Annotated in this window: 22 protein-coding genes; 8 read left to right on the forward strand and 14 right to left on the reverse strand. The window is 73.0% G+C overall.

Going from position 1 to position 23,395, the window contains the following annotated elements:
- Positions 1–14: 14 nt before the first annotated feature.
- Positions 15–311: a Sec-independent protein translocase subunit TatA gene (gene tatA / locus K7472_RS17825; RefSeq protein ID WP_222979143.1), complete on the reverse strand. Its 297-nt coding sequence runs from the start codon at positions 309–311 to the stop codon at positions 15–17.
- Positions 312–499: 188 nt separating this feature from the next.
- Between tatA and K7472_RS17830 the strand changes: the two genes are divergently transcribed.
- From K7472_RS17830 to K7472_RS17845, 4 genes are all read left to right on the forward strand, one after another.
- On the forward strand, positions 500–2,233 hold the full coding sequence (locus tag K7472_RS17830) for an ABC transporter ATP-binding protein (RefSeq protein ID WP_222979145.1): 1,734 nt from the start codon (positions 500–502) through the stop codon (positions 2,231–2,233).
- A 53-nt stretch (positions 2,234–2,286) separates the two neighbouring features.
- Positions 2,287–4,197: an ABC transporter ATP-binding protein gene (locus K7472_RS17835; protein ID WP_222979329.1), complete on the forward strand. Its 1,911-nt coding sequence runs from the start codon at positions 2,287–2,289 to the stop codon at positions 4,195–4,197.
- A gap of 264 nt (positions 4,198–4,461) precedes the next feature.
- On the forward strand, positions 4,462–4,707 hold the full coding sequence (locus K7472_RS17840; protein WP_222979361.1) for a hypothetical protein: 246 nt from the start codon (positions 4,462–4,464) through the stop codon (positions 4,705–4,707).
- An 81-nt stretch (positions 4,708–4,788) separates the two neighbouring features.
- Positions 4,789–5,610, forward strand: a complete 822-nt coding sequence (locus K7472_RS17845; RefSeq protein WP_222979147.1) for a putative RNA methyltransferase — start codon at positions 4,789–4,791, stop codon at positions 5,608–5,610.
- On the opposite strand, the gene K7472_RS17850 is transcribed toward K7472_RS17845, so the two are convergent.
- Together K7472_RS17850 and K7472_RS17855 are read right to left on the reverse strand one after the other, a co-directional pair.
- Positions 5,570–6,343 carry a rhomboid-like protein gene (locus tag K7472_RS17850; protein ID WP_222979149.1) on the reverse strand — a complete coding sequence of 258 codons (774 nt, stop codon included), beginning with the start codon at positions 6,341–6,343 and terminating at the stop codon, positions 5,570–5,572. The two genes, K7472_RS17845 and K7472_RS17850, sit on opposite strands and share 41 nt — an antisense overlap.
- Before the next feature lie 72 nt (positions 6,344–6,415).
- Complete coding sequence (locus K7472_RS17855; protein WP_252395783.1) at positions 6,416–7,690, reverse strand: YeiH family protein; 1,275 nt, start codon at positions 7,688–7,690, stop codon at positions 6,416–6,418.
- Between the two features lie 94 nt (positions 7,691–7,784).
- Between K7472_RS17855 and K7472_RS17860 the strand changes: the two genes are divergently transcribed.
- From K7472_RS17860 to K7472_RS17870, 3 genes are all read left to right on the forward strand, one after another.
- Positions 7,785–8,744: a LysR family transcriptional regulator gene (locus K7472_RS17860; RefSeq protein WP_308013964.1), complete on the forward strand. Its 960-nt coding sequence runs from the start codon at positions 7,785–7,787 to the stop codon at positions 8,742–8,744.
- Between the two features lie 225 nt (positions 8,745–8,969).
- Positions 8,970–9,677 carry a FadR/GntR family transcriptional regulator gene (locus K7472_RS17865; RefSeq protein ID WP_222979153.1) on the forward strand — a complete coding sequence of 236 codons (708 nt, stop codon included), beginning with the start codon at positions 8,970–8,972 and terminating at the stop codon, positions 9,675–9,677.
- Positions 9,678–9,750: 73 nt separating this feature from the next.
- Positions 9,751–11,037 (forward strand): CynX/NimT family MFS transporter, encoded by a 1,287-nt coding sequence (locus K7472_RS17870; protein ID WP_252395784.1) that lies wholly within the window; start codon positions 9,751–9,753, stop codon positions 11,035–11,037.
- Between the two features lie 65 nt (positions 11,038–11,102).
- Here the strand turns inward: K7472_RS17870 and K7472_RS17875 are convergent, their stop codons facing one another.
- The 5 genes from K7472_RS17875 to K7472_RS17895 all read right to left on the reverse strand — a co-directional run bounded on the left by K7472_RS17875 (position 11,103) and on the right by K7472_RS17895 (position 15,380).
- Positions 11,103–11,822: an ABC transporter permease subunit gene (locus K7472_RS17875; protein ID WP_222979160.1), complete on the reverse strand. Its 720-nt coding sequence runs from the start codon at positions 11,820–11,822 to the stop codon at positions 11,103–11,105.
- Between the two features lie 13 nt (positions 11,823–11,835).
- Positions 11,836–12,753, reverse strand: a complete 918-nt coding sequence (locus K7472_RS17880; RefSeq protein ID WP_222979165.1) for an ABC transporter ATP-binding protein — start codon at positions 12,751–12,753, stop codon at positions 11,836–11,838.
- Positions 12,750–13,664 carry an ABC transporter permease subunit gene (locus tag K7472_RS17885; RefSeq protein WP_222979167.1) on the reverse strand — a complete coding sequence of 305 codons (915 nt, stop codon included), beginning with the start codon at positions 13,662–13,664 and terminating at the stop codon, positions 12,750–12,752. Before K7472_RS17885 ends, K7472_RS17880 begins: the two co-directional genes overlap by 4 nt.
- 17 nt (positions 13,665–13,681) lie before the next feature.
- Positions 13,682–14,611 carry an ABC transporter ATP-binding protein gene (locus K7472_RS17890; protein WP_222979335.1) on the reverse strand — a complete coding sequence of 310 codons (930 nt, stop codon included), beginning with the start codon at positions 14,609–14,611 and terminating at the stop codon, positions 13,682–13,684.
- A 103-nt stretch (positions 14,612–14,714) separates the two neighbouring features.
- Positions 14,715–15,380, reverse strand: coding sequence for a GNAT family N-acetyltransferase (locus tag K7472_RS17895; RefSeq protein WP_222979169.1), 666 nt, complete (start codon positions 15,378–15,380; stop codon positions 14,715–14,717).
- 477 nt (positions 15,381–15,857) lie between these two features.
- On the opposite strand from K7472_RS17895, the gene K7472_RS17900 reads away from it, so the two are divergent.
- Positions 15,858–16,754: an LLM class flavin-dependent oxidoreductase gene (locus K7472_RS17900; protein WP_222979171.1), complete on the forward strand. Its 897-nt coding sequence runs from the start codon at positions 15,858–15,860 to the stop codon at positions 16,752–16,754.
- Between the two features lie 237 nt (positions 16,755–16,991).
- Here the strand turns inward: K7472_RS17900 and K7472_RS17905 are convergent, their stop codons facing one another.
- The 6 genes from K7472_RS17905 to K7472_RS17930 are packed head-to-tail and all read right to left on the reverse strand — an operon-like array spanning position 16,992 to position 23,243.
- Positions 16,992–17,744 carry a dienelactone hydrolase family protein gene (locus K7472_RS17905; RefSeq protein WP_222979173.1) on the reverse strand — a complete coding sequence of 251 codons (753 nt, stop codon included), beginning with the start codon at positions 17,742–17,744 and terminating at the stop codon, positions 16,992–16,994.
- Complete coding sequence (locus K7472_RS17910; RefSeq protein ID WP_222979174.1) at positions 17,731–18,555, reverse strand: DUF1295 domain-containing protein; 825 nt, start codon at positions 18,553–18,555, stop codon at positions 17,731–17,733. The genes K7472_RS17905 and K7472_RS17910 overlap by 14 nt, the downstream gene beginning before the upstream one ends.
- Complete coding sequence (locus K7472_RS17915) at positions 18,552–19,928, reverse strand: class I SAM-dependent methyltransferase (RefSeq protein WP_222979176.1); 1,377 nt, start codon at positions 19,926–19,928, stop codon at positions 18,552–18,554. The genes K7472_RS17910 and K7472_RS17915 overlap by 4 nt, the downstream gene beginning before the upstream one ends.
- The gene (locus K7472_RS17920; protein WP_222979178.1) at positions 19,925–21,244 is read right to left on the reverse strand and encodes an SAM-dependent methyltransferase; all 1,320 of its coding nucleotides are present in this window, start codon (positions 21,242–21,244) and stop codon (positions 19,925–19,927) included. Before K7472_RS17920 ends, K7472_RS17915 begins: the two co-directional genes overlap by 4 nt.
- Positions 21,241–21,984, reverse strand: coding sequence for a DUF1365 domain-containing protein (locus K7472_RS17925; protein WP_222979180.1), 744 nt, complete (start codon positions 21,982–21,984; stop codon positions 21,241–21,243). Before K7472_RS17925 ends, K7472_RS17920 begins: the two co-directional genes overlap by 4 nt.
- The gene (locus K7472_RS17930; RefSeq protein WP_222979182.1) at positions 21,981–23,243 is read right to left on the reverse strand and encodes an NAD(P)/FAD-dependent oxidoreductase; all 1,263 of its coding nucleotides are present in this window, start codon (positions 23,241–23,243) and stop codon (positions 21,981–21,983) included. The genes K7472_RS17925 and K7472_RS17930 overlap by 4 nt, the downstream gene beginning before the upstream one ends.
- Positions 23,244–23,395: the final 152 nt, after the last annotated feature.

The raw sequence follows: 23,395 nt of genomic DNA on the forward strand, positions 1-23,395 counted from the left end.
GGTTCAGTGCCTGGTCAGTGCTTGGTCATGTCCGGGCCGTTGACCGGGACCTGCCGGGCGCTGGCCGTGTCGCCGGGGGCGGACTTGATGGTGCGCTGCGCCGGGGCCTGCGTGTCCGCCGGGGCCGCCTCGTCGGCACCCGAGGCGCCTTCCTTGAAGTCCTCCTTGAGCGCCCTGGTCTCGCTCTTGAGGATGCGCAGCGACTTGCCGAGCGCCCGTGCCGTGTCCGGCATGCGCTTGGCTCCGAACAGCAGGAACACCACGACGAGGACGATGATCAGATGCCAGGGTTCGAGACCGTTGCGCAGCATTGCGGCGCCTCCTGCCTATTGGTACGTATCCCGCGGGCTCCCCAGCAGTATCCAGGAAAGTCGGCCGGAGCGCGGAGGAGGGGGCGGGCCCGGGAACGGGCGGCTCGCGGGGTGCCGCCGTTCGGGCCGGGCACCGCTCAAGCGAAATGCGAGCGCCGTGCAGCATCGGCTGACGTACTCTGCGCGGTGTGCTGGTCCGACTTTTGCGGGCGTATCTCAGGCCCTACACCACATCCATAGCGCTCATCGTGCTTCTCCAGCTGGTCTCCACGCTGGCGACGCTCTATCTGCCCACGCTCAACGCCAACATCATCGACAAGGGGGTCGTGAAGGGGGACACCGGTTACATCGTGGGCACCGGTGGCCTCATGCTCGCGGTCACCCTCGTCCAGATCGTCTGCGCCATCGGCGCGGTGTACTTCGGCGCGCGCACCTCGATGGCGCTCGGCCGGGACGTGCGGGCGGCGGTCTTCGACCGCGTGCAGTCCTTCTCGGCCCGTGAGGTCGGCCGGTTCGGCGCCCCGTCGCTGATCACCCGGACCACCAACGACGTCCAGCAGGTCCAGATGCTGACCCTGATGACGTTCACCCTGATGGTGTCGGCGCCGATCATGTGCGTCGGCGGCATCGTGATGGCGCTCAACCAGGACGTGCCGCTCTCCTCCCTGCTGCTGATCATCGTGCCCGTGCTGGGCATCGTGGTCTCGCTGATCGTCCGCCGGATGCGCCCGCTGTTCCGCAGCATGCAGGCGCGCATCGACAACGTGAACCGCATCCTGCGCGAGCAGATCACCGGTATCCGGGTCATCCGCGCCTTCGTCCGCGACACCCACGAACGGCAGCGCTTCGGCGCCGCCAACACCGACCTGATGGACGTCGCGGTGCGCTCCGGCCGCCTGATGTCGATGATGTTCCCGATCGTCATGCTGGTCGTGAACGTCTCCAGCGTCGCCGTGCTGTGGTTCGGCGGGCACCGCATCGACTCCGGCGGGATGCAGGTCGGCGCGCTGACCGCGTTCCTCAGCTACCTGATGCAGATCCTCATGAGCGTCATGATGGCGACGTTCATGTTCATGATGATCCCGCGCGCCGAGGTCTGCGCCGAGCGGATCCAGGAGGTGCTGGGCACCGACAGCAGCGTCGTGCCGCCGATCGCCCCGGTCACCTCGCTCAGCCGCCACGGTGAGCTGGAGCTGCGCGGCGTGGAGTTCCGCTACCCAGGTGCCGAGGCCCCCGTGCTGCGGGACATCTCCTTGACCGCCCACCCCGGCGAGACGACCGCCGTCATCGGCTCCACCGGCAGCGGCAAGTCGACCCTGATCGGCCTGGTGCCGCGGCTGTTCGACGCCACCGACGGCGCGGTCCTGGTGGACGGCGCCGACGTGCGCGACCTGACCGCGGAGACGCTGGCCGAGCTGATCGGCCTCGTTCCGCAGAAGCCGTACCTGTTCAGCGGCACCGTGGCGTCCAACCTGCGCTACGGCAGGCCCGACGCGACCGACGAGGAGCTGTGGCACGCGCTGGAGATCGCGCAGGCCAAGGACTTCGTCGAGCGGATGCCCGAGGGCCTGGAATCCCCGATCGCGCAGGGCGGCGGCAACGTCTCCGGCGGTCAGCGCCAGCGCCTGGCCATCGCCCGGGCGCTCGTGCGGCGCCCGGAGATCTACCTGTTCGACGACTCCTTCTCGGCCCTGGACTACGCGACCGACGCCCGGCTGCGTGCCGCGCTCGCCCGCGAGACCCGGGACGCCACGGTGGTCATCGTCGCCCAGCGGGTCAGCACCATCCGCGAAGCGGACCGCATCGTCGTCCTGGACGAGGGCCGGGTCGTCGGCATCGGCACCCACCACGAACTGATGGCGGACAACGAGACGTACCGGGAGATCGTGCTCTCCCAGCTCACCGAGCAGGAGGCAGCGTGACCACCCCCGCCCCGAGGAGGGGCCCCGCCCCCGCGGCCGGCCCCGCGCGGTTCATGGGCGGCCAGCCCACCGAACGGTCGATGGACTTCAAGGGCTCGGGCCGCAGGCTGCTGGCCATGCTCAAGCCCGAGCGGACCATCATCATCGTGGCCGTCGCCATGGCGGTCGGCAGCGTCGCGCTCAGCGTCATCGGCCCCAAGATCCTCGGCCACGCCACCGACCTGATCTTCGCCGGCGTCATCGGCCGCCAACTGCCGCACGGCGTCAGCCAGTCCCAGGCGGTCGCCGGGATGCGCGCGCACGGCCAGGGCAAGGTGGCCGACATCGTCGCGTCGATGCACGGCGTGCGGCCCGGCCACGGCATCGACTTCAACGCGGTCGGCATCGTCCTGCTGTGGGTGCTGCTGATCTACGTCGGCGCCGCGATATGCGGCTTCGTGCAGGCCCGCATCGCCACCCGGGTCGTGCAGGCGGCCGTCTTCCGGATGCGCGAGCAGGTCGAGGCGAAGCTCGGGCGGCTGCCGCTGAGCTACTTCGACGGCCAGCCGCGCGGCGAGGTGCTCTCCCGCGCGACCAACGACATCGACAACGTCGCCCAGACCCTCCAGCAGACCCTCAGCCAGATTACCCAGTCGCTGCTGACCATCGTCGGCGTGCTGGTCATGATGTTCTGGATCTCCTGGCTGCTGGCCCTGGTCGCGCTGCTGACCGTGCCGCTGACCGTCCTGGTCGCCCAGCGCGTCGGCAAGCGGGCGCAGCCGCAGTTCATCGCGCAGTGGGCCTCGACCGGCAAGCTCAACGCGCACATCGAGGAGATGTACACCGGCCACTCCCTGGTGAAGGTCTTCGGCCGCCAGAAGGAGTCCGCCGAGACCTTCCGCGAGCACAACGACAAGCTCTACGAGGCCGGTTTCAAGGCGCAGTTCATCTCCGGCACCATGCAGCCCGCGATGATGTTCGTCGGCAACCTCAACTACGTGCTGGTCGCCGTCATCGGCGGCCTGCGGGTGGCGTCGGGCGCGCTGTCCATCGGCGACGTGCAGGCGTTCGTGCAGTACTCGCGGCAGTTCAGCCAGCCGCTCACCCAGGTGGCGAGCATGGCGAACCTGATCCAGTCCGGTGTCGCCTCGGCCGAGCGGGTCTTCGAACTCCTCGACGCGCCCGAGCAGGAGGCGGACCCGGCGAGCCCGGCCCGCCCGGAGAAGGTGACCGGCAAGGTCGAGTTCCAGGACGTGTCGTTCTCCTACTCCCCCGACAAGCCGCTCATCGAGGACCTGTCGCTGTCGGTGCGCCCGGGCCAGACGGTCGCCATCGTCGGCCCGACCGGCGCGGGCAAGACCACCCTGGTCAACCTGCTCATGCGGTTCTACGAGGTGACCGGCGGCCGGATCACCCTGGACGGCGTGGACATCGCCGCGATGTCGCGGGAGGAACTGCGCGGCAACATCGGCATGGTCCTCCAGGACACCTGGCTGTTCGGCGGCACCATCGCGGACAACATCGCGTACGGGAGCGAGGGCGCGACGCAGGAGAAGATCGTCGAGGCGGCGAAGGCCACCCACGTCGACCGCTTCGTGCGCACCCTGCCGGACGGCTACGACACGGTGATCGACGACGAGGGCGGCAACGTCAGCACCGGTGAGAAGCAGCTCATCACCATCGCCCGCGCATTCCTCGCCGAGCCCGCGATCCTGGTGCTGGACGAGGCGACCAGCTCGGTGGACACCCGTACCGAGGTGCTCATCCAGCAGGCGATGGCCCAACTGCGCTCCGGCCGGACCAGCTTCGTCATCGCGCACCGCCTGTCCACGATCCGCGACGCGGACGTGATCCTGGTGATGGAGTCCGGCAGCATCGTCGAGAAGGGCACCCACGACGAACTGCTGGCGGCGGACGGCGCGTACGCGAGGCTGTACGCGGCGCAGTTCGCCGAGCCGGTCGCGGAGACGGTGGAGTCCAGCTGAGTTTCGGCTCCTCCCCTCCCTCAACGGCCCGGCGCCGCCCCGGAGTTCCTGGGGCGGCGTCGGGCCTTTCGGGCGTCGGGACCCGCGTCGAGCCGTTCGGCGCCCGGGGCCGTCCTCCGGGAAACGTTTGTCACGCCGTTGCCGGTGACATGCTGTTCGTCAAGTCAAGCTTGACGAAGGGGACTTCGGCAGGTCGGTCGATCCGGTGACGCCAGGCACGACGCTCCCCTGCCGGGGGCGGCACCGGGAAGGATGGAAGGCACCATGCCCGCGTCTCCTCGCCGGGGTCGTCACCGGCGCACCTGCTCGTTCTGCTCACTGCACCCCGCCGTCGTCCGCGACCTGGAGACGGACCTCGTGTGGTGCGAGGGGTGCGCCACCGACCTCATCCACGCGGGCGACCCCATCGAGGACTACCAGGAACTCGACGACGACCTGTACGCCGGGCTGCTCCAGACGCACGGCAGGGGCCGGTTCACAAGCCTGCGCCCACGCCCGCCGCGCACCTGACCGCGTTCGCGCGCGCCTGACCGCCTGCGCACGCACTGCCACGTGCTGGGGGCGCGCACGTCGCCGGTACGCTGGCGGACCATGTCCCCCGACGTGCCCGACGCCTTCGGCCTGCTGGTCTGCCCCGTGTGCGGGGACGGCCTCGCGCGGCGGACCGGCGGGCTCGGCTGCCCGGCCGGCCACTCCTTCGACCTCGCCCGCCAGGGCTACGTCAACCTGCTCACCGGCAACGCCCGTTCCGGGACCGCGGACACCCCCGAGATGGTCGCCGCCCGCTCCGCGTTCCTCACCGCGGGCCACTACGCGCCGCTGGCCGAAGCCGTCGCCCGCGCCGCCGCCCAGGACGCCCCCGGCACCGTCCTGGACGCGGGCACCGGCACCGGCCACTACCTGGCCGCGGTCCTGGACGCGCTGCCCGACGCGACCGGACTCGGTCTCGACGTCTCGAAGTTCGCCCTGCGCAGGGCCGCCCGCGCGCACCCCAGGGCACGGGCCGCGGTGTGGGACGTGTGGCGCCCGCTGCCGGTGCGCACCGGCGCGGTGGACCTCGTGCTCAACGTCTTCGCGCCGCGCAACGCCGCCGAGTTCCACCGCGTCCTGCGCCCTGGCGGCACGCTGCTCGTCGTCACCCCGGGCCCCGACCACCTCGCCGAACTGCGCGCCGGGATGCTGGACGTCGACGCCGACAAGGACGAACGGCTCGACCGCGCGCTGTCCGGCCACTTCCGGCAGGCCGAACGGGTGCCGCTGGAGTACCCGATGACGCTCACCCCGGCCGAGGCCGCCGACGCCGTCGGCATGGGACCGTCCGCCCACCACGCCGAACGCCGCGCGGGCGCACTGCCCGAGGAGCCGGTACGGGTCACGGCATCGTTCCGGCTGAGCCGCTACCGTCCGGCGTGACCAGCGCCCGGCCGGTCCGCCCCGACGGAGGCCGCCGCCCGCCGCGCCCGCGCCCGGCGGCCGGGGTGAGCGCGTAGCAGGCGAACCCCAGCAGCAGCGCGGTGAAGTGGCCGAGGTCGGTGAAGGTGCGGCCGGTCACCACCGACCAGCCGAAGAACGCGAGCACCCCGGCCGCGTACCCCCAGCGCCACGGCCTCGGCACCAGGTACGTCAGCACACCGGCCACCCCGGCGAGCCCGTAGCTCACCCCGATGTCCACGGTGTGCGCCATCGACCGGGGCAGCCGCTCGTACCGGATGCCGAGCCGCACCGCCTGCTGGCTGACCAGCGTCGCCCCCACGTGCGCCACGGCCACCACGGTCAGCCAGCGCCAGGTGCCGAGCCATCGTTCCGCGGTGGCGTGGACGAGTTCGAAGAAGACGAAGTAGACCAGGAAGCCGGACGGCGTCTCGATCCACAGCGCGCTGACCACCAGCACGCGCAGCGGATGCTCCCGCAACTGCACGAGGTTGGTGCTGTTGTGGTGCAGCAGGAACGCGCGCACCCCCGGCGAGACGACCGCGATCACCCCGCTGGTGACGGCCAGCACCAGCAGCCACACGTGCGTGCCGGGCGAGCGCACGACCCAGTCGGCGACCACTCGGCGCGGGCGGTCGAGCACGCGGGTCAGCCGGTCGCGCGTGCGGCCACGCGCACGGGCCAGGCGGTCGCGCGTACGGTCGGGGGACGTCAACCGGTGGCCTTTCCCGCGTGCTTCACGGTGGGCACGCCATTATCCACCGGTACGCGGCCCCCGCCCCCGCCGTCAGCCGCTTCCGGTGAGGAACTGCATGCCGAGGCTGGTCGCCGAGACCACCACCCACAGGCTGCCGCCCAGCAGCAGCGGCGCGGGTCCGGTGCGGCGCAGCCCGGCCAGGTCGGTGGAGAGCCCGATCGCGGACAGCGCGACGGTGATGAGGAAGACGGACGCGGTGCTGAGCGGGTGGTGCGCGGCGGCCGGGACGAGCCCGACGGTGTTGGCGGCGGCCAGCACGATGAATCCGACGAGGAACCACGGCACGAGCCGCCCGACCCGCACGCGTTCGGGGGTCAGCGCGGCGGCCTGTCCGTCCGGGGTGGCCTGTCCGTCCGGGGTGGCGGCGCGGCGGCGGGTCAGGGCGGCGAGGCCGAGGCAGACCGGGATGATCAGCAGCGTACGGGTGAGCTTCACGACGACCGCGTGGTTGGCGGCGGCCGAGCCGTACGTGCCCGCCGCGGCGACCACGGAGGACATGTCGTTGACCGCGGTCCCGGCGAAGAGCCCGAAGGCGTGCTGGCTCAGCCCGAGCAGATGGCCGAGCGCGGGGAAGGTCAGGACGGCGGCGATGTTGAAGACGAAGATCGTGGAGACCGCGTAGGCGACCTCGGCCTCGGCGGCGCCGATGACCGGGGTGACGGCGGCGATCGCGGAGGCGCCGCAGATGCCCGTGCCGACGCCGATCAGGGTGCGCAGGTCGCGCACGATGCCCAGCCGCCGGCCGAGCCAGTACGCGGCGGCCAGGCAGACCCCCAGGGTGACCACCATGACGGGCAGCGATCCCACGCCGACCCGCAGCACCTGGCCCAGCGACAGCTGCGTGCCCAGGACGACGACGGCCAGTTGGAGCACGCCACGGCTCGCGAACCGGATGCCCGGCCGCAGCCGTGCCCCGGGCCGGACGGCGAGCGCGATCAGCACGCCCAGCACGATCCCGGTCACCGGCCCGCCGACCACGGGCACCAGCCCGCCCAGCACGCTCGCCACGACCGCGATGCCGAGGGCGAGCGCGAGGCCGGCGAGGAGGGCGAGGGGGGCCGGACGCGGGGTGCAGGCGGGGTTCGGGGGCGTCGGGGTGGGGTTGTCGTTCGGGCGCATCGGGGTGCGGTCGCCGTTCCGGCGCGTCGGGGCGGGGTCCGCCTGAGCACGGTCCGCCGCCGGGTCGCGGGGGAGGACCGTGGGTGCCGTGGGTGCGGTGGGTGCCGTGGGCGCGGGGTGCGCGGGGTGCGCGGGTGAGCGCTCCGCCGGGGCCTTGTGGGCCGTACAGCCACTATCGTCGTTCATGCTTCAACTCTGACCGGCGCGGCCGGCCCGCTGTAGCCCCCGATCGCGCAGCAGCTCATAGCGGAACGCTATGACCCGGTCATACGCTGAGGCTGTGACCAGCCTTCCGCCCACCGGCCCCACGCCGCGCTCCGACGTCCGCGTTCCGCCGCGCACCCCGGACCTGGAGTCCCTGCGGCTGCTCGTCCTCGTCGCCGACCTCGGCAGCCTCGGCCGGGCCGCCGCGCGGCTCGGCATCTCGCAGCCGTCCGCCAGCCGCAGGCTCTCCACCCTGGAACGCGGCCTCGGCCTGGTGCTGGTCGACCGCTCCCGGCGCGGCTCCCGCCTGACCTCCTCCGGCCAGGTCGTCGCGGGCTGGGCGCACCGCGTGCTGGAGGACCTCGACGGCCTGCTCACCGGCGCCGAGGCGCTGCGCACCGAACGCGACGCGGAGCTGCGGGTCGCGGCCAGCCTGACGGTGGCGGAGTACCTGATCCCCGACTGGATCACCGAACTGCGCAGGCAGCAGCCCGAGCTGTACGTGGGCCTCCAGGTGACCAACAGCGAGCACGTCTGCGGGCTCGTCGACTCCTCGTCGGCGGATATCGGGTTCATCGAGTCGCCGCAGGTGCCGAAGGGGATGTCCGCCCGCCAGGTGGCGACCGACCGGCTGGTGACGGTGGTGGCGCCGGACCATCCCTGGGCCCGGCGGCGGCGCCCGGTCACCGCCGAGGAACTGTCCCGCACCCCGCTGGTCCTGCGCGAACGCGGTTCCGGCACCCGCCAGACGCTCGACCGGGCGCTCGGCCTGGCCGGACTCGACCTCGTACGACCGCTGCTGGAGCTGGGCTCGACAGCCGCCGTCCGGGGCGCCGTCATCGCGGGCACCGGCCCCGCGGTCCTCAGCGACCTGGCGGTACGCGGCGACATCGCCGACGGCAGGCTGCGCGCGGTCGAGGTGGAGGGCCTGGAACTGCGCCGCAGCCTCCGCGCCATCTGGCCCACGGGCCGCCGCCTCATCGGCCCGGCGGCGGACCTGGTGACGGTGGCCCGACGACTGGGCGGCCGGGGGTAGGACGGGGGCGGGCGCAGTCGCCGGGCGGGCGCGGTCGCGGGCGGGCGCGGTCGCGGGCGGGCGCGGTCGCGGGCGGGCGCGGTCGGGGGCGGGCGCGGTCGGGGGCGGGCGGCGGTTTTGTTGTAACCTGCACGAAAGTTGTAGGATGACCGGGCAATCCGCTGATCCAGAGCGGCGCACGCGCCTCCGCGCCGCCGCTCGGACCGACGAAAGGGCGTCCATCAGATGACCGCACTGCGGGCGGCCGACCGGCGCAGCCTCGTCGACACCGTGGTCGACGCCCTGCGCGCCCAGCTCACCGAACGCGCCTGGAAGGTCGGCGACCGCATCCCGACCGAACACGTCCTCGCCGAGCAGCTGGGCGTCGGCCGCAACACCGTCCGCGAGGCGGTCCGGGTCCTGGTGCACGCCGGACTGCTGGAGTCGCGCCAGGGCCAGGGCACCTTCGTACGGTCCACCGCCGACCCGTCCGCCGTCCTGCGCGGCATGAAGCAGGCCGGGGTGCGCGACGTCCTGGAACTGCGGATCGCGCTGGAGACCGAGGCGGCCCGGCTCGCCGCCGCCCGCCGCACCCCGGAGGACCTGCGCGCGCTGCGGGCCGCCCTCGACGCGTTGCGCTCCCACGGCGAGGCCCCGCGGGAGGACGCGGCGCGCACGGCGCAGGCGGAGGACGACATCGACTTCCACACCCGGGTCGTGGCCGCCGCCCACAACGGCGCGCTGACCGAGGTCTACGGCTACTTCAGCTCCTCGGTGCGCGAGGCCCTGCACTCCTCCCTCGGCCGGCTGGGCATGCCGCCCATCGGTCTCGCCGCGCACACCGCGGTCGTCGACGCCATCGAGTCCGGCGACCCCCAGGCGGCGGAGACGGCCGCCCGGGAGCTGCTGATGACCCCACTACGCGCGGTCGAGGCCCAACTCCCGCAGCAGTAACCCTCCCCCGGCCCGACCTTTGGCTCCGAACCCCGGGCCCCGAACCCCCGGCTCACGAAGAAAGGCGCACCGCTTGTCCCGCCCGCTGCCCGACCACGCCCCGTCCGACCGCGCCACCGACCCCCGCGTCCTCGTCGACGCCGAGGACGGCCTGCCCACCCGCGCCGGAACCGCCGCCCGCCGGGCCCTGCTCGCGCACCCCGTCGTGCTGCTGGTCGGCGTCGTCCTGGCCTCGGTCAACATGCGCGCCGCACTCGCCAGCATGTCCCCCCTGGTCAGCGAGGTCAGCACGCACTTCGGGCTGTCCTCGACCGCGAGCAGCCTGGTCACCTCCGTCCCCGTGCTCTTCCTCGGCCTCGGCGCCGCGATCGCGCCGGGCCTCGCCCGCCGCTTCGGGGCCGAACTGGTGCTGTTCTGCGCGCTGTTGCTGCTGGGCGTCGGCATCCTGGTGCGCGTGCTGCCCTCGGTCGGCGCGCTGTACGGCGGAAGCCTGCTGGTCGGCACCGCGATAGCCCTGCTCAACGTGCTGATGCCGGGCCTGATCAAGCGGGACTTCCCGGACCGCGCGGCGGCGATGACGTCGGTCTACACCGGCGCGATGATCGCGGGGGCGACGGTGGCCGCGGCGGCGTCGGTGCCGCTGGAGAAGGCGCTGGGCGGCAGCTGGCAGGGGTCGCTGGCGGCGTGGTCGCTGCTGGCCGCGGTGGCGGCGGTGGCATGGCTGCCGCAGGTGCTGATCGCCCGCGGCCGCACCGGCCGCGAGGCGGCCGCGCCCGTCCCGTCGTCCGCCCGCAGCGTGTGGCGCAGCGGACTCGCCTGGCAGGTCACCCTGTTCATGGGCCTGCAGTCGTTGTGGACGTACGTGCTGATCGCGTGGATGCCGACGATGCTCACCGACCACGGCATGAGCCGCTCGACCGCCGGCGTGGTCTTCGCGTTCAACAACCTCGTCCAGGTCGTCGGCGCGTTCGTCGTGCCGCTGCTGGCCGGTCGGATGCGCGGACAGCGCCCGCTGGTCGTCCTGGTCAGCGTCATGGTCGCGATCGGCTACGCGGGCCTGCTCGTCGACCCCGCCTCCGGCGCGTGGCTGTGGGCGGCGATCCTCGGCGTGGGCCAGGGCGGCGGCATCGGTCTCGCGCTCACCCTGATCGTGCTGCGCTCCGGCGACGCGCACATCGCGGCCAGGCTGTCGGGCATGGCCCAGACCGTCGGCTACCTGCTCGCCGCTGTCGGCCCGTTCGCGGCGGGCGCCCTCTACCAGTCGACGGGCAGCTGGACCGCCCCGATCCTGACCATGCTCTGCGTCTGCGCCGCCGCCCTCGCGGTCGGCTGGGCGGCGGCCCGCACCCGCACGATCTGACGCACCGAGGGGTACGGGCAGGTGGGCGTGGGTGCGCACGCCCCGCGCCCACGCTCACCCGTCGGTCACTCCTCCCCGGCGAGAGTCAGCCTGCGCAGCTTGCCGGCCGCACCCCACGTCGCTCCGAGCGTCACGACGACCAGCAGCACGATCGCCACCGGCAGGCCGACCTGCGCGCTGATCGCGCCGCCGTCCGCGATGTGCGACGCCGACGCGAGCGCCCACTGCTGGACGCTGAGCGTCCTGGCCCCGGGAACGAGGCTGCCGATCAGCGACTCCCACACCAGCGCGTACACCAGCCCTGCGACCACCGCGTGCCGGGTGACGACCCCCAGCAGCAGGAAGATCGCGCTGTAGGCGAGGGAGGCCACCGCCGCGGCCACCCCGTAGGCGACCGCGAGGTGCCTGCTGTTGCCGTCGAGTATCAGCCCGGCGAAGAACGTCGGTATCGCCGAGAAGAAGACCGACACCCCCATCGCCACCAGCAACTTGGTGAGGATCACCACCGACCTGCGCACCGGCTTGGACAGCAGGTAGACGATCGAGCCGTCGTCGATCTCCGGGGCTATCGCGCCGGTCCCCGCGATGACGCCGATCAACGGCACCATCGTGGCCAGCGCGAACCCGCCCAGGAGGTCCCCGGTCGTGCCGTCGTCGGCCCCGGCCAGCAACCGCACCGCCACCGAGATGACCAGCAGCAGCAACGGCAGCGCGAACAACAGCGCTGCCCGCTTCCTGCCCAGCAGCGCCCGGTAAGTGAGCCGGGCGACCGTCGCGTTGTACATGTACGGGCTCCCTTCAGGCCGCTACGAGATAGGAGAAGACGCTTTCCAGCGACTCGTCGGAGGGCGTGACCTCGTAGAGCCGCACACCGCGCTCCCGCGCGACACGGGGCAGCAGTTCGGTGAACCGTGCGAAGTCGACTGCCTCGACCCGCAACACCCCGTCCTTGACGTCCAGTTCGAGGCCACTGGTCGAGTCGTCGGCTATCAGCGCCGCGGCCAGGACCCGGTCGTCGCTGGAACGCACCACGTAGCGGTGCGGCCGGTCGGTCATCAGCCGCCGGATCCTCCGGAAGTCGCCCGACGCCGCGTGCCGCCCGGCCACCATCACCTCGATGTGGCGGGCGAGTTGCTCGACTTCCTCCAGGATGTGCGAGGAGAACAGCACCGTGCGCCCCTCGGCGCCCATCCGCCGCAGCAACTCCATCAACTGGAGCCGCTGCCTGGGGTCCATGCCGTTGAACGGCTCGTCCAGCAGCAGCACCGACGGGTCGTGCACCAGCGCCGACGCCATCTTCACCCGCTGCCGCATGCCCTTGCTGTAGGTCTCGACGCGCCGCCCGGCGGCGTGCTCCATCTCGACCGTGGCCAGCGCCCGCCGCGTCGCCGCGACCGGATCGGGCAGCCCGTGCAACTCGGCGTTGGCCCGCACGAACTCCTCCCCCGTGAGGAAGTCGTACATCGCCTCCCGCTCCGGCACGATCCCCAGCTGCCGGTAGGCCTCCTCGTTACGCCAGACCACCGCGCCGTCGAGGGTCACCGAGCCGGTCGAGGGCGCGAGGAACCCGGCCATCATGTTGATTAGCGTCGACTTGCCCGCGCCGTTGGGCCCGAGCAGGCCGGTCACACCGGGCCCGATCGTCATCGTGACGTCGTTGACCGCCACCACGTTGCCGAACCAGCGCGAGACGCCGTCGATGGAGAGCGTGGTCATCCCAGTCCCACCTTCCGGTAGCGGCGCATCAGCAGGGCGAACGAGCCGCCGATCAGGCCGAGCGCGACGAGCAGGTACACGATGCCCGCGACGACACCGGGCGGTCCGTAACCTCCGACGGCCGCCGAGTGCGCACCGAGCCACCAGCTCTGCACCCCGTCGATCAGCGTGATCGGCGAGAAGAGCCCGAGCCACCCGATGGCCCCGGTGTTGCCCCTGCTGTAGGCGATCGCCTCGACGCTGGAGACCGCCGCGTACGAGATGGTCAGCACCGCGATCACCGCCGCGACACCGAACCCGCGGCGCGGGGTGGCCGCCGCCAGCACCAGGCCTATACCGGCCAGCACCAGCGACAGCAGCGCCGCCGCCAGCAGCCCCTTGCCGAACCCCGCGGTCTGCGTGCCGAACGACAGCTTCGCCAGCAGCGCTCCCACGTAGAGCACCACGAGCGGCGTGGCCGTCAGGACGAACAGCGCGGCAGCCATCGCCCCGAACTTCGCCAGGACGTAGTCGACACGTTCCATCGGCCGGGAGAAGTAGAGCGGGACGGTCTTGAAACGCAGGTCGCGCGAGACGGACTGCGGGGCCTGCGCGGCCAGGTACAGGCCGATGACGGCCTGGAGGTAGATGGCGTAACGGGTGTACTCCACCGGCAACTTGGTCAGGTGCACGTACACCGTGACCGCGTCGATGATCGCCGCGGGCAGGCACATCACCGCGAACAGGATCATCGGCAGCACCTTGGACCGCCCCGACCGTCCCAGGCCGTACGCGCCGCGCAGGCTCTGCGAGAACAGGGCCCGGCGGATGGAGGCACGGCCGAGGCGCTCGCCGTCGTAGTGCCGGTATCCGATGTCGTGGATGCGCGAGTCGTCGCGGGAACCGTCCCGCAGCGCGGGTTCGCTGGACATGCGGTGTGCCTCCTTTCTCACTTCTCGTCGTGGCCGGTCGGCCGGTTGTCGAAGACCTCGGCTATGCGGTGGCGGCGCTGCTCCATGCGCACCAGGCCGACACCCAACTCCGCCACCGCGTCCCGCACCGTGTCGTAGGTGTCCTCGTCACGGATGTCCACCAGGAGCAGCCGGCCGTCCGCCCGCGTGGTCAGCCCTGCCTCGGCGAACGCGGTCAACGCGGCACGGGTGCCGTCCGGGTGGCGGTCGGTGTCGGTGACCTCCACCGCGAGCGAGGCGGTGGCCTGCGTGAAGTCCCGGGTCGAGGAGGAACGCAGCAGGCTTCCGCCGTCGATGACCACGATGTGGTCGCTCGTGCGCTCCAGCTCGCCCAGCAGGTGCGAAGTGACCAGGACCGAGATCCCGAAGTCGGCGTGGACGCGCCGGATCAGGCCCAGCATCTCGTCGCGCCCCACCGGGTCGAGGCCGTTGGTCGGCTCGTCCAGCAGCACCAGCCGCGGGTCGTGGACCAGCGCCTGGGCGAGCTTGACCCGCTGCTTCATGCCGGTCGAGTAGCCGCCGATCGCGCGGTACCGCTCCTCGTACAGCCCGACGTGGCGCAGCGTGTCGGCGGTCCGCTCCCGGGCGGCGGTCGGCGCCAGCCCCGACATGCGGGCCATGTGCACGACGAACTCGGTGGCCGAGACGTCGGGCGGCAGGCAGTCGTGCTCCGGCATGTAGCCGACGTCGGCCCGGATGCGCGGGCCCTCGGTGGCCACGTCCAGGCCGAGCACCGCCGCCGCGCCCTCGGTCGCGGGTGCGAGCCCCAGCAGGATCTTGATCAGCGTCGACTTGCCGGCCCCGTTGGCACCCACCAGCCCCGTCACGCCCGGCTCGATGCGCATGGTCAGCCGGTCCAGGGCGGTAACCCGTGGATACCGCTTGGTCAGGCCCTCGGTCACGATCACAGTCACGCTTCGACGGTAGGCGCCCTCACCGGCACCCGTCGTCAGTCCGTGGTCGACACCGTGCGTACTCCTCAGGTCTGACAGCCCGTAGGGGGCGGCGCGGTCAGCCCTGGGGTATTCGCCACATCGCCCAGGTCGTGGGACCACCGTGCGGGATGGTGATCTCACCGGTGACGCGGAATCCGAAGCGCTCGTAGTACGGGACGTTGCGGTCCTTGCTGGACTCCAGGTAGGCGGGCGTCCCCTCGCGGTCGCAGACGTCCAGCCGGGAGCGCAGCAGGGCCGCGCCGACGCCCCGGCCCTGCGCGGTCGGCTCGGTGCCCAGCACCGCCAGGTACCAGTGCGGCTCCTCGGGGTGGGCGGCGGCCAGCGTGGCCACCGTCTCGCCCGCCACGGCCAGCCTCCGCCCGAAGAGCCTCGCGTACCCGGGCAGGGCGAGCAGCTCACGCCAGGCCGGATTCCTCCACTGCCCGGGCGGGTCCCACAGGGCGGCACCTTGTATCGGCTCGTCCCTCTTTCTCCTACGGTCCGCCGAGGAGTCCTCCGCGGGCCCGGCGTCCACGCCCAGCCGCACGGCGCCGTGGCGCAGGTGCTGGTGGCGCAGCAGCACTGAGAAGAGACCCGGCAGCCTGCGCGGGCGTTCCTCGGTGTCGGGGAACATCCACGCCATCACCGGGTCGTCGTCGAAGGCGCGGGCCAGCACCGCCGCGGTCTCCCGCACGTCGGAGCGCCCGGCCGTCCTCACGTCGATCCCCGTTACCTGATTCATACCGCGATGGTAGGAACGGTCCCCTGCCCGGCACCTCCACCCACGGGTGGAGCCTCGGGTGGAGATCGCGGTGAGGGGTGTTACTCGCCGGGTGGAGAGGGTGGCGGTCGGCCCGCGGGGCGCCTTTGAGGAGGGGTCGAGCCCGGTCCCGGGCCCCGCCCCGGCCCACCCGGGGACCTTGCCGGCCCCGGCCCACCCCGAGACGGTGCCCAACCCCGGCCTGCCCTCGGACCGCGCCCAGCCCCGGCCCGCCCTCGTACCGCGCCCGACTCCAGCCGACCCCCGGGCCGCGTCCAGGACCCGAGCCCAGGCCCCGGACTCCGGGCTCCGGACCAAGCCCAGCTCCGACCCCCGCCGGAACCCGACCCGCCGCCGGAATCCGATCGGCGCCGCCCCGGCGCCCAGCTCGGCCCCCGCGCCCAGCTCCGCCCCCGCGCCCGGCGCCGCCCCTCGCGCGGACCCCAGTAGAGTCGCCCCATGCGCCTGAGCACCGTGATCCTTCCCGTCCGCCGCTGGCACGAGGGCGGTCGTGACGAGTGGACGGCGGCCGAGGACCTGGGGTTCCACGCCGCGTACACCTACGACCACCTGTCCTGGCGCAGCTTCCGCGACAAGGCATGGTTCGGGGCGATCCCGACGCTCACCGCCGCCGCCGCTGCCACCGAGCGCGTGCGCCTGGGCACCCTCGTCACCTCGCCCAACTTCCGCCACCCGGTCACCCTGGCCAAGGAACTGATCTCGCTGGATGACGTCTCGGGCGGCCGGGTGACGCTGGGGATCGGCGCGGGCGGCACCGGTTTCGACGCCACCGCGCTCGGTCAGGACCCCTGGTCGCCGCGTGAACGGGCCGACCGCTTCGGTGAGTTCGTGCCGCTGCTCGACCGGCTGCTGACCGAGGACGCGGTGACCCACCACGGCACGTACTACTCCGCCGACGAGGCCCGCGACGTTCCCGGGTGCGTCCAGCGCCCGCGGCTGCCGTTCGCCGTGGCCGCCACGGGTCCGCGCGGGCTCGCGATCGCCGCTCGGCACGGGCAGGCCTGGGTGACCACGGGCGACCCGAAGATCGCGTCCACCGGCACGCCGGAGGAGTCCCTGAAGGCGATCCGCGGGCAGATCGACCGCCTCGGGGAGGCGTGCGCCGCGGTCGGCAGGGACGTCGCGGAGATGGACAAGATCATGCTGGCCGGGTTCACGCCGGACGGGGACGCGCCGATGCGTTCCGTCGACGCGTTCGTCGACTTCGCGGGCCGGCACGCCGAACTCGGCATCACCGAGATCGCCGTCCACGCCCCCATCCCGGACTCGGTCTTCGCGGCCGACCGCGCGGTCTTCGAACGCATCGCCACCGAGGCCCCGGCCCAACTGGGCTGATACGGACGCCCTCCGGGACGCTCTGCGGGACCTGCGGAGGGGGCGGCTGACGATCCCGCAGGCGGCGCGACCACGTACGCGACGGGCCTCGACGCAGGCTCGCGACCTGGCAGGCCTCGGCACAGGCCCGCGCCGCAGCCGGCCCCCGCACAGGCCCGCGACACGGCAGGCCCCGGCACAGAGCCGCGACCCGGCAGGCCTCCGCGCAGAACCACGACGCCGCAAGCCCGCCCGCCCCTACCCGCCGAGCGCCAGCTCCTCGTACCTCAGCCGCCCGCCGGAACCGTCCTCGCCCCCGGTCGTCCACCGCGTCTCCACGGCCGTCGGCAACGGCGCCACGTCCAGCAGCCCCGCGACGGTCGCGGCGGTCAGCCGGTGCCAGTCACCCGCGCGCCGCAGCATCGTGTGCCCGCCGTACGGCATGGCGATCCCGCAGGCCTCCGCGCCCTCCGCCCGGGCGCGCCGCACCAGCTCCCACGACCCGCGGGCGTCCGTGACGCGGTCGACAGGGCAGTGCAGCAACACGGTGCGCGTACCGCGCAGTTGTGTCACCGGTTCGTCCAGCGGGCACCAGGGGGCCAGCGCGACGACGCCCCGCACGGTCGGATGCCCGGCGGCGCGCAACGCGGCCCGCCCGCCCATGGAGTGCCCGACGAGCACCACCGGCCGCCCTCCGGACAGCCGCCGCAGTTCGTCGAGTGCGCGCAGGGCGTCCACGGCGGCGTCGGCCCGTTCGCCGTTCCACCCGCGGAAGCGGTAGCGCGCGGTCGCGATCGCGACGCCGTGGCCCGCCGTGGCACGTGCGACAGCGCGGCCGAACGGGATCATCCGCAGGCCCGGCAGGTTCCAGCGCGTCGGCGGCGTCGCGTCCTCGGAACGGCCGCCGTGCAGCAGCAGGACGACCGCGCGGGCGTGCGGCCCCGGCGGGCGGCCGCCGAGCGCGCCGGGCGTCTCGGCGTCCAACGCGGCGTCCCGTTCACCCACGCTCACGACCGGCGTCCCTCCTCCTGGGCAGCGGCACGAATCCGCTCGTACGGGCAACGTACTCGGCGTAGCCCGGCCGGTCCGCCATATGTGCCTCCAGCAGGCGCTGGCCGCTGCCGCGCGTCAGCAGGAACGTCATCACCAACGGGGAGAGCGCGCCGACCGCCGCCGCCTGCCACGCGTCGCACGCGGCGACGACGTACAGCCCCCACCAGACCAGGAAGTCGCCGAAGTAGTTGGGATGCCGGGTCCAGCCCCACAGGCCGCGGTCCATCACCTGGCCGCGGTGCGCCGGATCGGCCTTGAAGCGGGCGAGCTGGAAGTCGCCGACCGCCTCGAAGAACAATCCCACCGCCCACAGCGCGCACCCGGCGTACGCCCCCGCGCCCACCGGTCCCCGCACGTACGCGGCGGCCTGGACCGGCAGCGACACCAGCCAGACGAGCGCACCCTGCGCCAGGTAGACGACACGGAACGCGTACGCGGAACGGCTGCCCGGCGCCTTGCCGAGCAGCCGTTCGTACCGCGGATCCTCGCCGTGGCCGCGTCCGCGCCACGCGATGTGCACGGCCAGCCGCACTCCCCACACCACGGTCAGCGCCGCGATCAGCAGGCGTCGGACTTCGTCGCCGTGGCCCGCCGAGACGCCGTACGTGGCCACGGCCACCGCCGCGAAACCTGCGCCCCAGGCGACGTCCACCACCCGGTGCATGCCCTTGACCAGTGCGACGACGAAGGTGATCAGCATGACGGCGAGCGCGACACCCGCCGCCACCGCGAGGTTGACGCCGAACGCGCCCCAGGGGAAGCCGTTCACCGGCGCGCCCCCAGGTCGTACCAGCCCGCCGGACTCGCCGGCAGCGCGGCGGTGCCGTCCGGTGACGGGCGCACCGCCAGGATCTGGTCGACACCCATCCTGCGTTCGGCGAAGGCCAGTCCGCCGCCGACCAGGTACAACCGCCACACGCGCGCGGTCGCGTCGCCCACCATCGCGGTGAACGCCTCCCATCGATCCTCGAGCGTGCGGTGCCATGCGGCGATCGTGCGCGCGTAGTCCTCGCGCAACGACTCGACCGCGCACACCTCGAGTCCCGCTCCCTCCAGCAGGTTGACGGTGTCGCCGAGCGGCCTCATGTGCATGTCCGGCGCGATGTACTGCTCGATGAACGGTCCGCCACCGGGTGCGTTCGCGCCGCGCGACATCTGCTGCACGAGCAGCCTGCCGTGCGGTCGCAGCATCGCGTGCAGCAGGGAGGCGAATTCGCCGTAGTGCGCGTCGCCCACGTGCTCGCCCATCTCGACGGCGCACACGGCGTCGTAACCGCCCGGATCACCCTTCAGCTCGCGGTAGTGGCACAGCCGTACGGTGACCAGATCCGTCAGCCCCGCCTCACGCACCCGGGCCTCCACCGCGTCGCGCTGCTCCCTGGAGAGCGTCACCGCCGTCACCCGCGCCCCGAACTCCCGTGCCGCGTGCAGCGTCAGCGAGCCCCAGCCGCAACCGACGTCCAGCAGCCGGGCACCGGGAGTCAGCGCCAGTTTGCGGCAGATCAGTTCCAGCTTGTCGCGCTGCGCGTCGGCGATCCCGTAGTCCGGGTCGCACGGCCGCGTCCAGTAGCCGCAGGAGTACGCCATCGACTCGTCCAGCAGCAGCGCGTAGAAGTCGTTGGACAGGTCGTAGTGATGGCTGATGGCGGCGCGGTCGCGACCGGTGCTGTGCGTCTCACCGCTGAGCCGGGCCCGGGGCGCGCCCGGTTCCGGGGGCCGCGGGCCCAGGGCACCGAGGCGCACCGCGGTCGCCGCCGCGCGCAGCCGCCCGGCGACGGACAGCGTTGGCGGGCGGACGCCGGTCTCCCGCGCGGCCTTCCACAGACCGGACAGCGCCGCGCCGAGGTCGCCCTCGACGTCCAGGTCGCCCGCGATGTACGCCTGCGCCAGGCCGATCTCGTCGGGCCGCCACAGCAGGCGGCGCAGTGCCCGGCGGGAGCGCAGGACGACCACCGGTGCGTGCGCCGGGCCCGCCTCGCTGCCGTCCCAGGCCCGCAGCCGTACGGGCGGTGGCCCGCCGAGCACGGTGCCGAGCAGCCCGGTCAGTCGCTCCGCCGCTCCGGCGTTCCGGTCGCCGGACGTACGTGGCGCGGGCGTACGTGACGTGGACGCGCGTGACGTAAGCGTGCGGAAAAGGCTCATCGCGCACCTCCACGCGCCACGCCGTCCGCCGTGAACGCGATCTGCCGTACGTCCAGGTATCCGGCCCGGAAACCGGCCTCCGAGTAGGCGAGGTAGAACTCCCACATGCGGCGGAACGTCGCGTCGAAGCCGAGCCGTTCGACCGCCTCCGCGCGGCGCGTGAAGCGTTCCCGCCACAGCCGCAGAGTGCGCGCGTAGTGCGTGCCGAAACCGTCGTCCGAGGTGACGCGCAGTCCGGTGTGCGCGGTGGCCTGCCGGATCGCCTCCAGGGACGGCAGCATGCCGCCGGGGAAGACGTACTTGTGGATCCAGGTATACGTGTCGCGGGTGGCGAGCATGCGGTCGTGCGGCATGGTGATCGTCTGGAGCGCTACACGGCCGCCGGGCACGGTGAGCCGGTCCAGCGCGTCGAAGTAGACCGGCCAGTACTCCTCGCCGACCGCCTCGACCATCTCGACGCTCACCACCGCGTCGTAGGCGCCCTCCACCTCGCGGTAGTCGCGCAGTTCGACGCTGACGCGATCGGCGAGGCCCGCTCGCGCGATCCGGCGCAGCGCCAGGTCACGTTGTTCGTGCGAGAGCGTGACGGTGCGCACCCGCGCGCCGCGCCGGGCCGCGCGCAGGGCGAGGTCACCCCATCCGGTGCCGATCTCCAGCAGCCTGGTACCGGTCCTGACCTCCGCGAGGTCGAGCAGCCGGTCGGCCTTGCGGCGCTGGGCGTCGGCCAGTTCGTCCCAGCCGTCGGCCGCCGGGTCGGTGAAGACGGCCGAGGAGTACGTCATCGTCTCGTCGAGGAAGAGCGCGAACAGGTCGTTGGACAGGTCGTAGTGACGGCGGATGTTGCCGCGTGCGCCGTCCGGCGTGTTGCGTTCCGCGCCGGGGTGGCGGTGCGCCCACACGCCACGCAGCCGTTGCAGCGCGGGCGGCACAAGACGGGTGACGTGCGCCGCGAGCACTTCCAGGACGCCCACCAGGTCGTCGCTGTCCCACTCGCGCGCGAGGTAGGACTCCCCGAAGCCGATCAGTCCGTCGGCGCCGATCCGGCGGAAGAACGCCTCCGGATCCCGCACGTCGAGCAGCGGCCCGGCGCCACCGGTCACGGAGCCGCCGCCCCAGCGCACCCGCAACGGCAGGCGGCGCAGCGCGGAGCGCACCAGCGCGGCCGCGACGGCACTCCTGGCCCGGGAGCCGGGCGGCAGCCCCGCCACGTCCGGCCAGCGGTCCGCGTCGATCCCCTGACGGGGCGCCGGAGCCGCCGGGCGGGCCGCGAGGACCTGCGGTCGCGGTTCGGCGGGCGGGGAGACGTACGAGGTCATTGCATGCCTTCCTGGACGCGATGCCGGGGTCGGGGCTGGACGGGCAGGCGCCGGGCGTAGAGCCACAGGCCGTGCAATCGGATGGCGGCGGAGACCGCGGCGGTCGACCACGGGTGGCGCAGCGCCTCCGCCAGCAGCCGTCCCGCCGTGGCCGGCCTGCGCCTGCCGCGCACCGTCACGGCGAACGGCGTGCCGCCCTCCCGCCGCAGCCGCACCGTCAGGTCGAGCGCGGCGCCGGGTTCCGGAAGCCGCATCAGGTACGCGCCGTCCACGGGGAAGAACGGCGACACGTAGAAGTCCTTCGCCACCTCGGCCCGGCCGTGCTCGTCGGTGCGCAGCAGGTAGCAGTGGCGTTCGCCGTACGTGTTGTGCACTTCGGCGACCACGCAGTACAGGGTCCCGTCGTGGTCGTGGCACCAGTAGAGCGTGAGCGGGTTGAAGACGTGCCCGAGGACGCGGGCGTGTGTCAGCATCCGCACCTGGTCCGGTGCCGGTACGCCCCGTGCGGCGAGCCAGCGGTCTAGGCCGGCGCGGATCGTCGGCTCCCGGCCGCCGAAGTGGTCGCGGGCGTCGAACCCGGCGAGCGGGCGCAGTACCCGCGGCGGTTCCGGCAGCCGGTCGACGTCCACCAGCCACATGTACGTGCGGTGCCGGAAGGCGTGCCGTACCGGAGCGGTACGGGCGTGCGAGATCACGCAGTCGTAGAGCGCGGCGCCCGGCCAGGCGGTGCGGAACGTCACCAGCGCACCCCCAGCGCGGCCGCCGCCTCGACACCGGAACGGCAGCCGTCCTCGTGGAACCCCCAGCCGTGATAGGCCCCCGCGTACGCCGTGACGGAGGTGTTCAGCTCCGGCAGGCGGCGCTGCGCGGCCACCGACTCCGGGGTGTAGACGGGGTGTTCGTAGGTCATCCGCGCGATCACGCGGTCGGATCCGGCGAGTTCGGCGGCGTTGAGCGTGACGACGTAGTCCTCGGGTGTGTCCAGCCGTTGCAGCCGGTTCATGTGGTAGCTGACCTGCACGCGGTCGGCGGGCGTGCGGCAGGACGCCATCCGGTAGTTCCACGAGGCCCGCGCCGCGCGCGCCCGGGGCAGGACCGCGGTGTCGGTGTGCAGCACGGTGGTGTTGCGCGAGTAGCGGAACGCGCCGAGCACGGCCCGCTCGGCGTCGGTCGGGTCGGCCAGCATCCGCAGCGCCTGGTCCGGGTGGACGGCGACGACCACGGCGTCGTACTCCTGCGACGCCCCGTCCTCCGTGACGACGCGGGCCCTGTCCGACGACCGGGCCACCGCCCGCACCGGGGTCGCCGTGTGCACGGCGTGCAACTGCTTGGCGGCCCTGCGCACGTACTCCGCGGAACCGCCGGTCACCGTGCGCCAGGTCGGCGAACCACTGATCGTCAGCATCCCGTGGTGTGCCAGGAACTCGAAGAGGTAGGCGGCCGGATAACGCATCGCGGTCAGCGGGTCGCACGACCAGACCGCGGAGACCAGCGGTGTGACGAAGTGCGTGACGAAGTACGCGGAATACCCGCCGTCCGCCAGGAACCTCCCGAGCGTGAGCGAGGAGCCGGCGTCACGCTCCAGCAGCAGCCGGGCGCCGCGGTGGAACGCCGGGACCTCGGCGAGCAGACGCAGATAGCGGCCGTTCAGCACGTTGGCAGGACGTGCGAACAGCCCCGCCGGGCCGCGGGCGCCCGCGTACTCCAGTCCGCAGCCGTCGCACCGCACCGACATGCTCATCTCCGACTCCTGGGTGCGCACGCCCAGCTCGCGGAAGAGCCTGATCAGGTTCGGGTACGTGCGCTCGTTGTGCACGATGAACCCGGTGTCGACGCGGACCACCCGGCCGTCGCGCGAGGCGACGTCATGGGTGTGCGCGTGACCGCCGAGCCGGTCGTCGGCCTCGTACAGCGACACCTCGTGCTCGCGTCGCAGCACGTACGCGGCGGTCAGTCCCGCCACTCCGGCGCCCACCACGGCAATCCGTCGCCGTTCCACGCCCGTCCACCTCCGGCGTCCCGCCGTCCCCGGAACCGCGCCGCCGGGCGGCACCGGTCCCCTGTCACGGGTGATTCGTCGCCGGGGGGCCAAACGGATTGGTCCAAGATTTCCGGGCGTGGCGTGCGAGGGCCGCAAGCCCACGCGGTGGG

This window comes from Streptantibioticus parmotrematis (assembly GCF_019890615.1).
Taxonomy (GTDB): Bacteria; Actinomycetota; Actinomycetes; order Streptomycetales; family Streptomycetaceae; genus Streptantibioticus_D; species Streptantibioticus_D parmotrematis.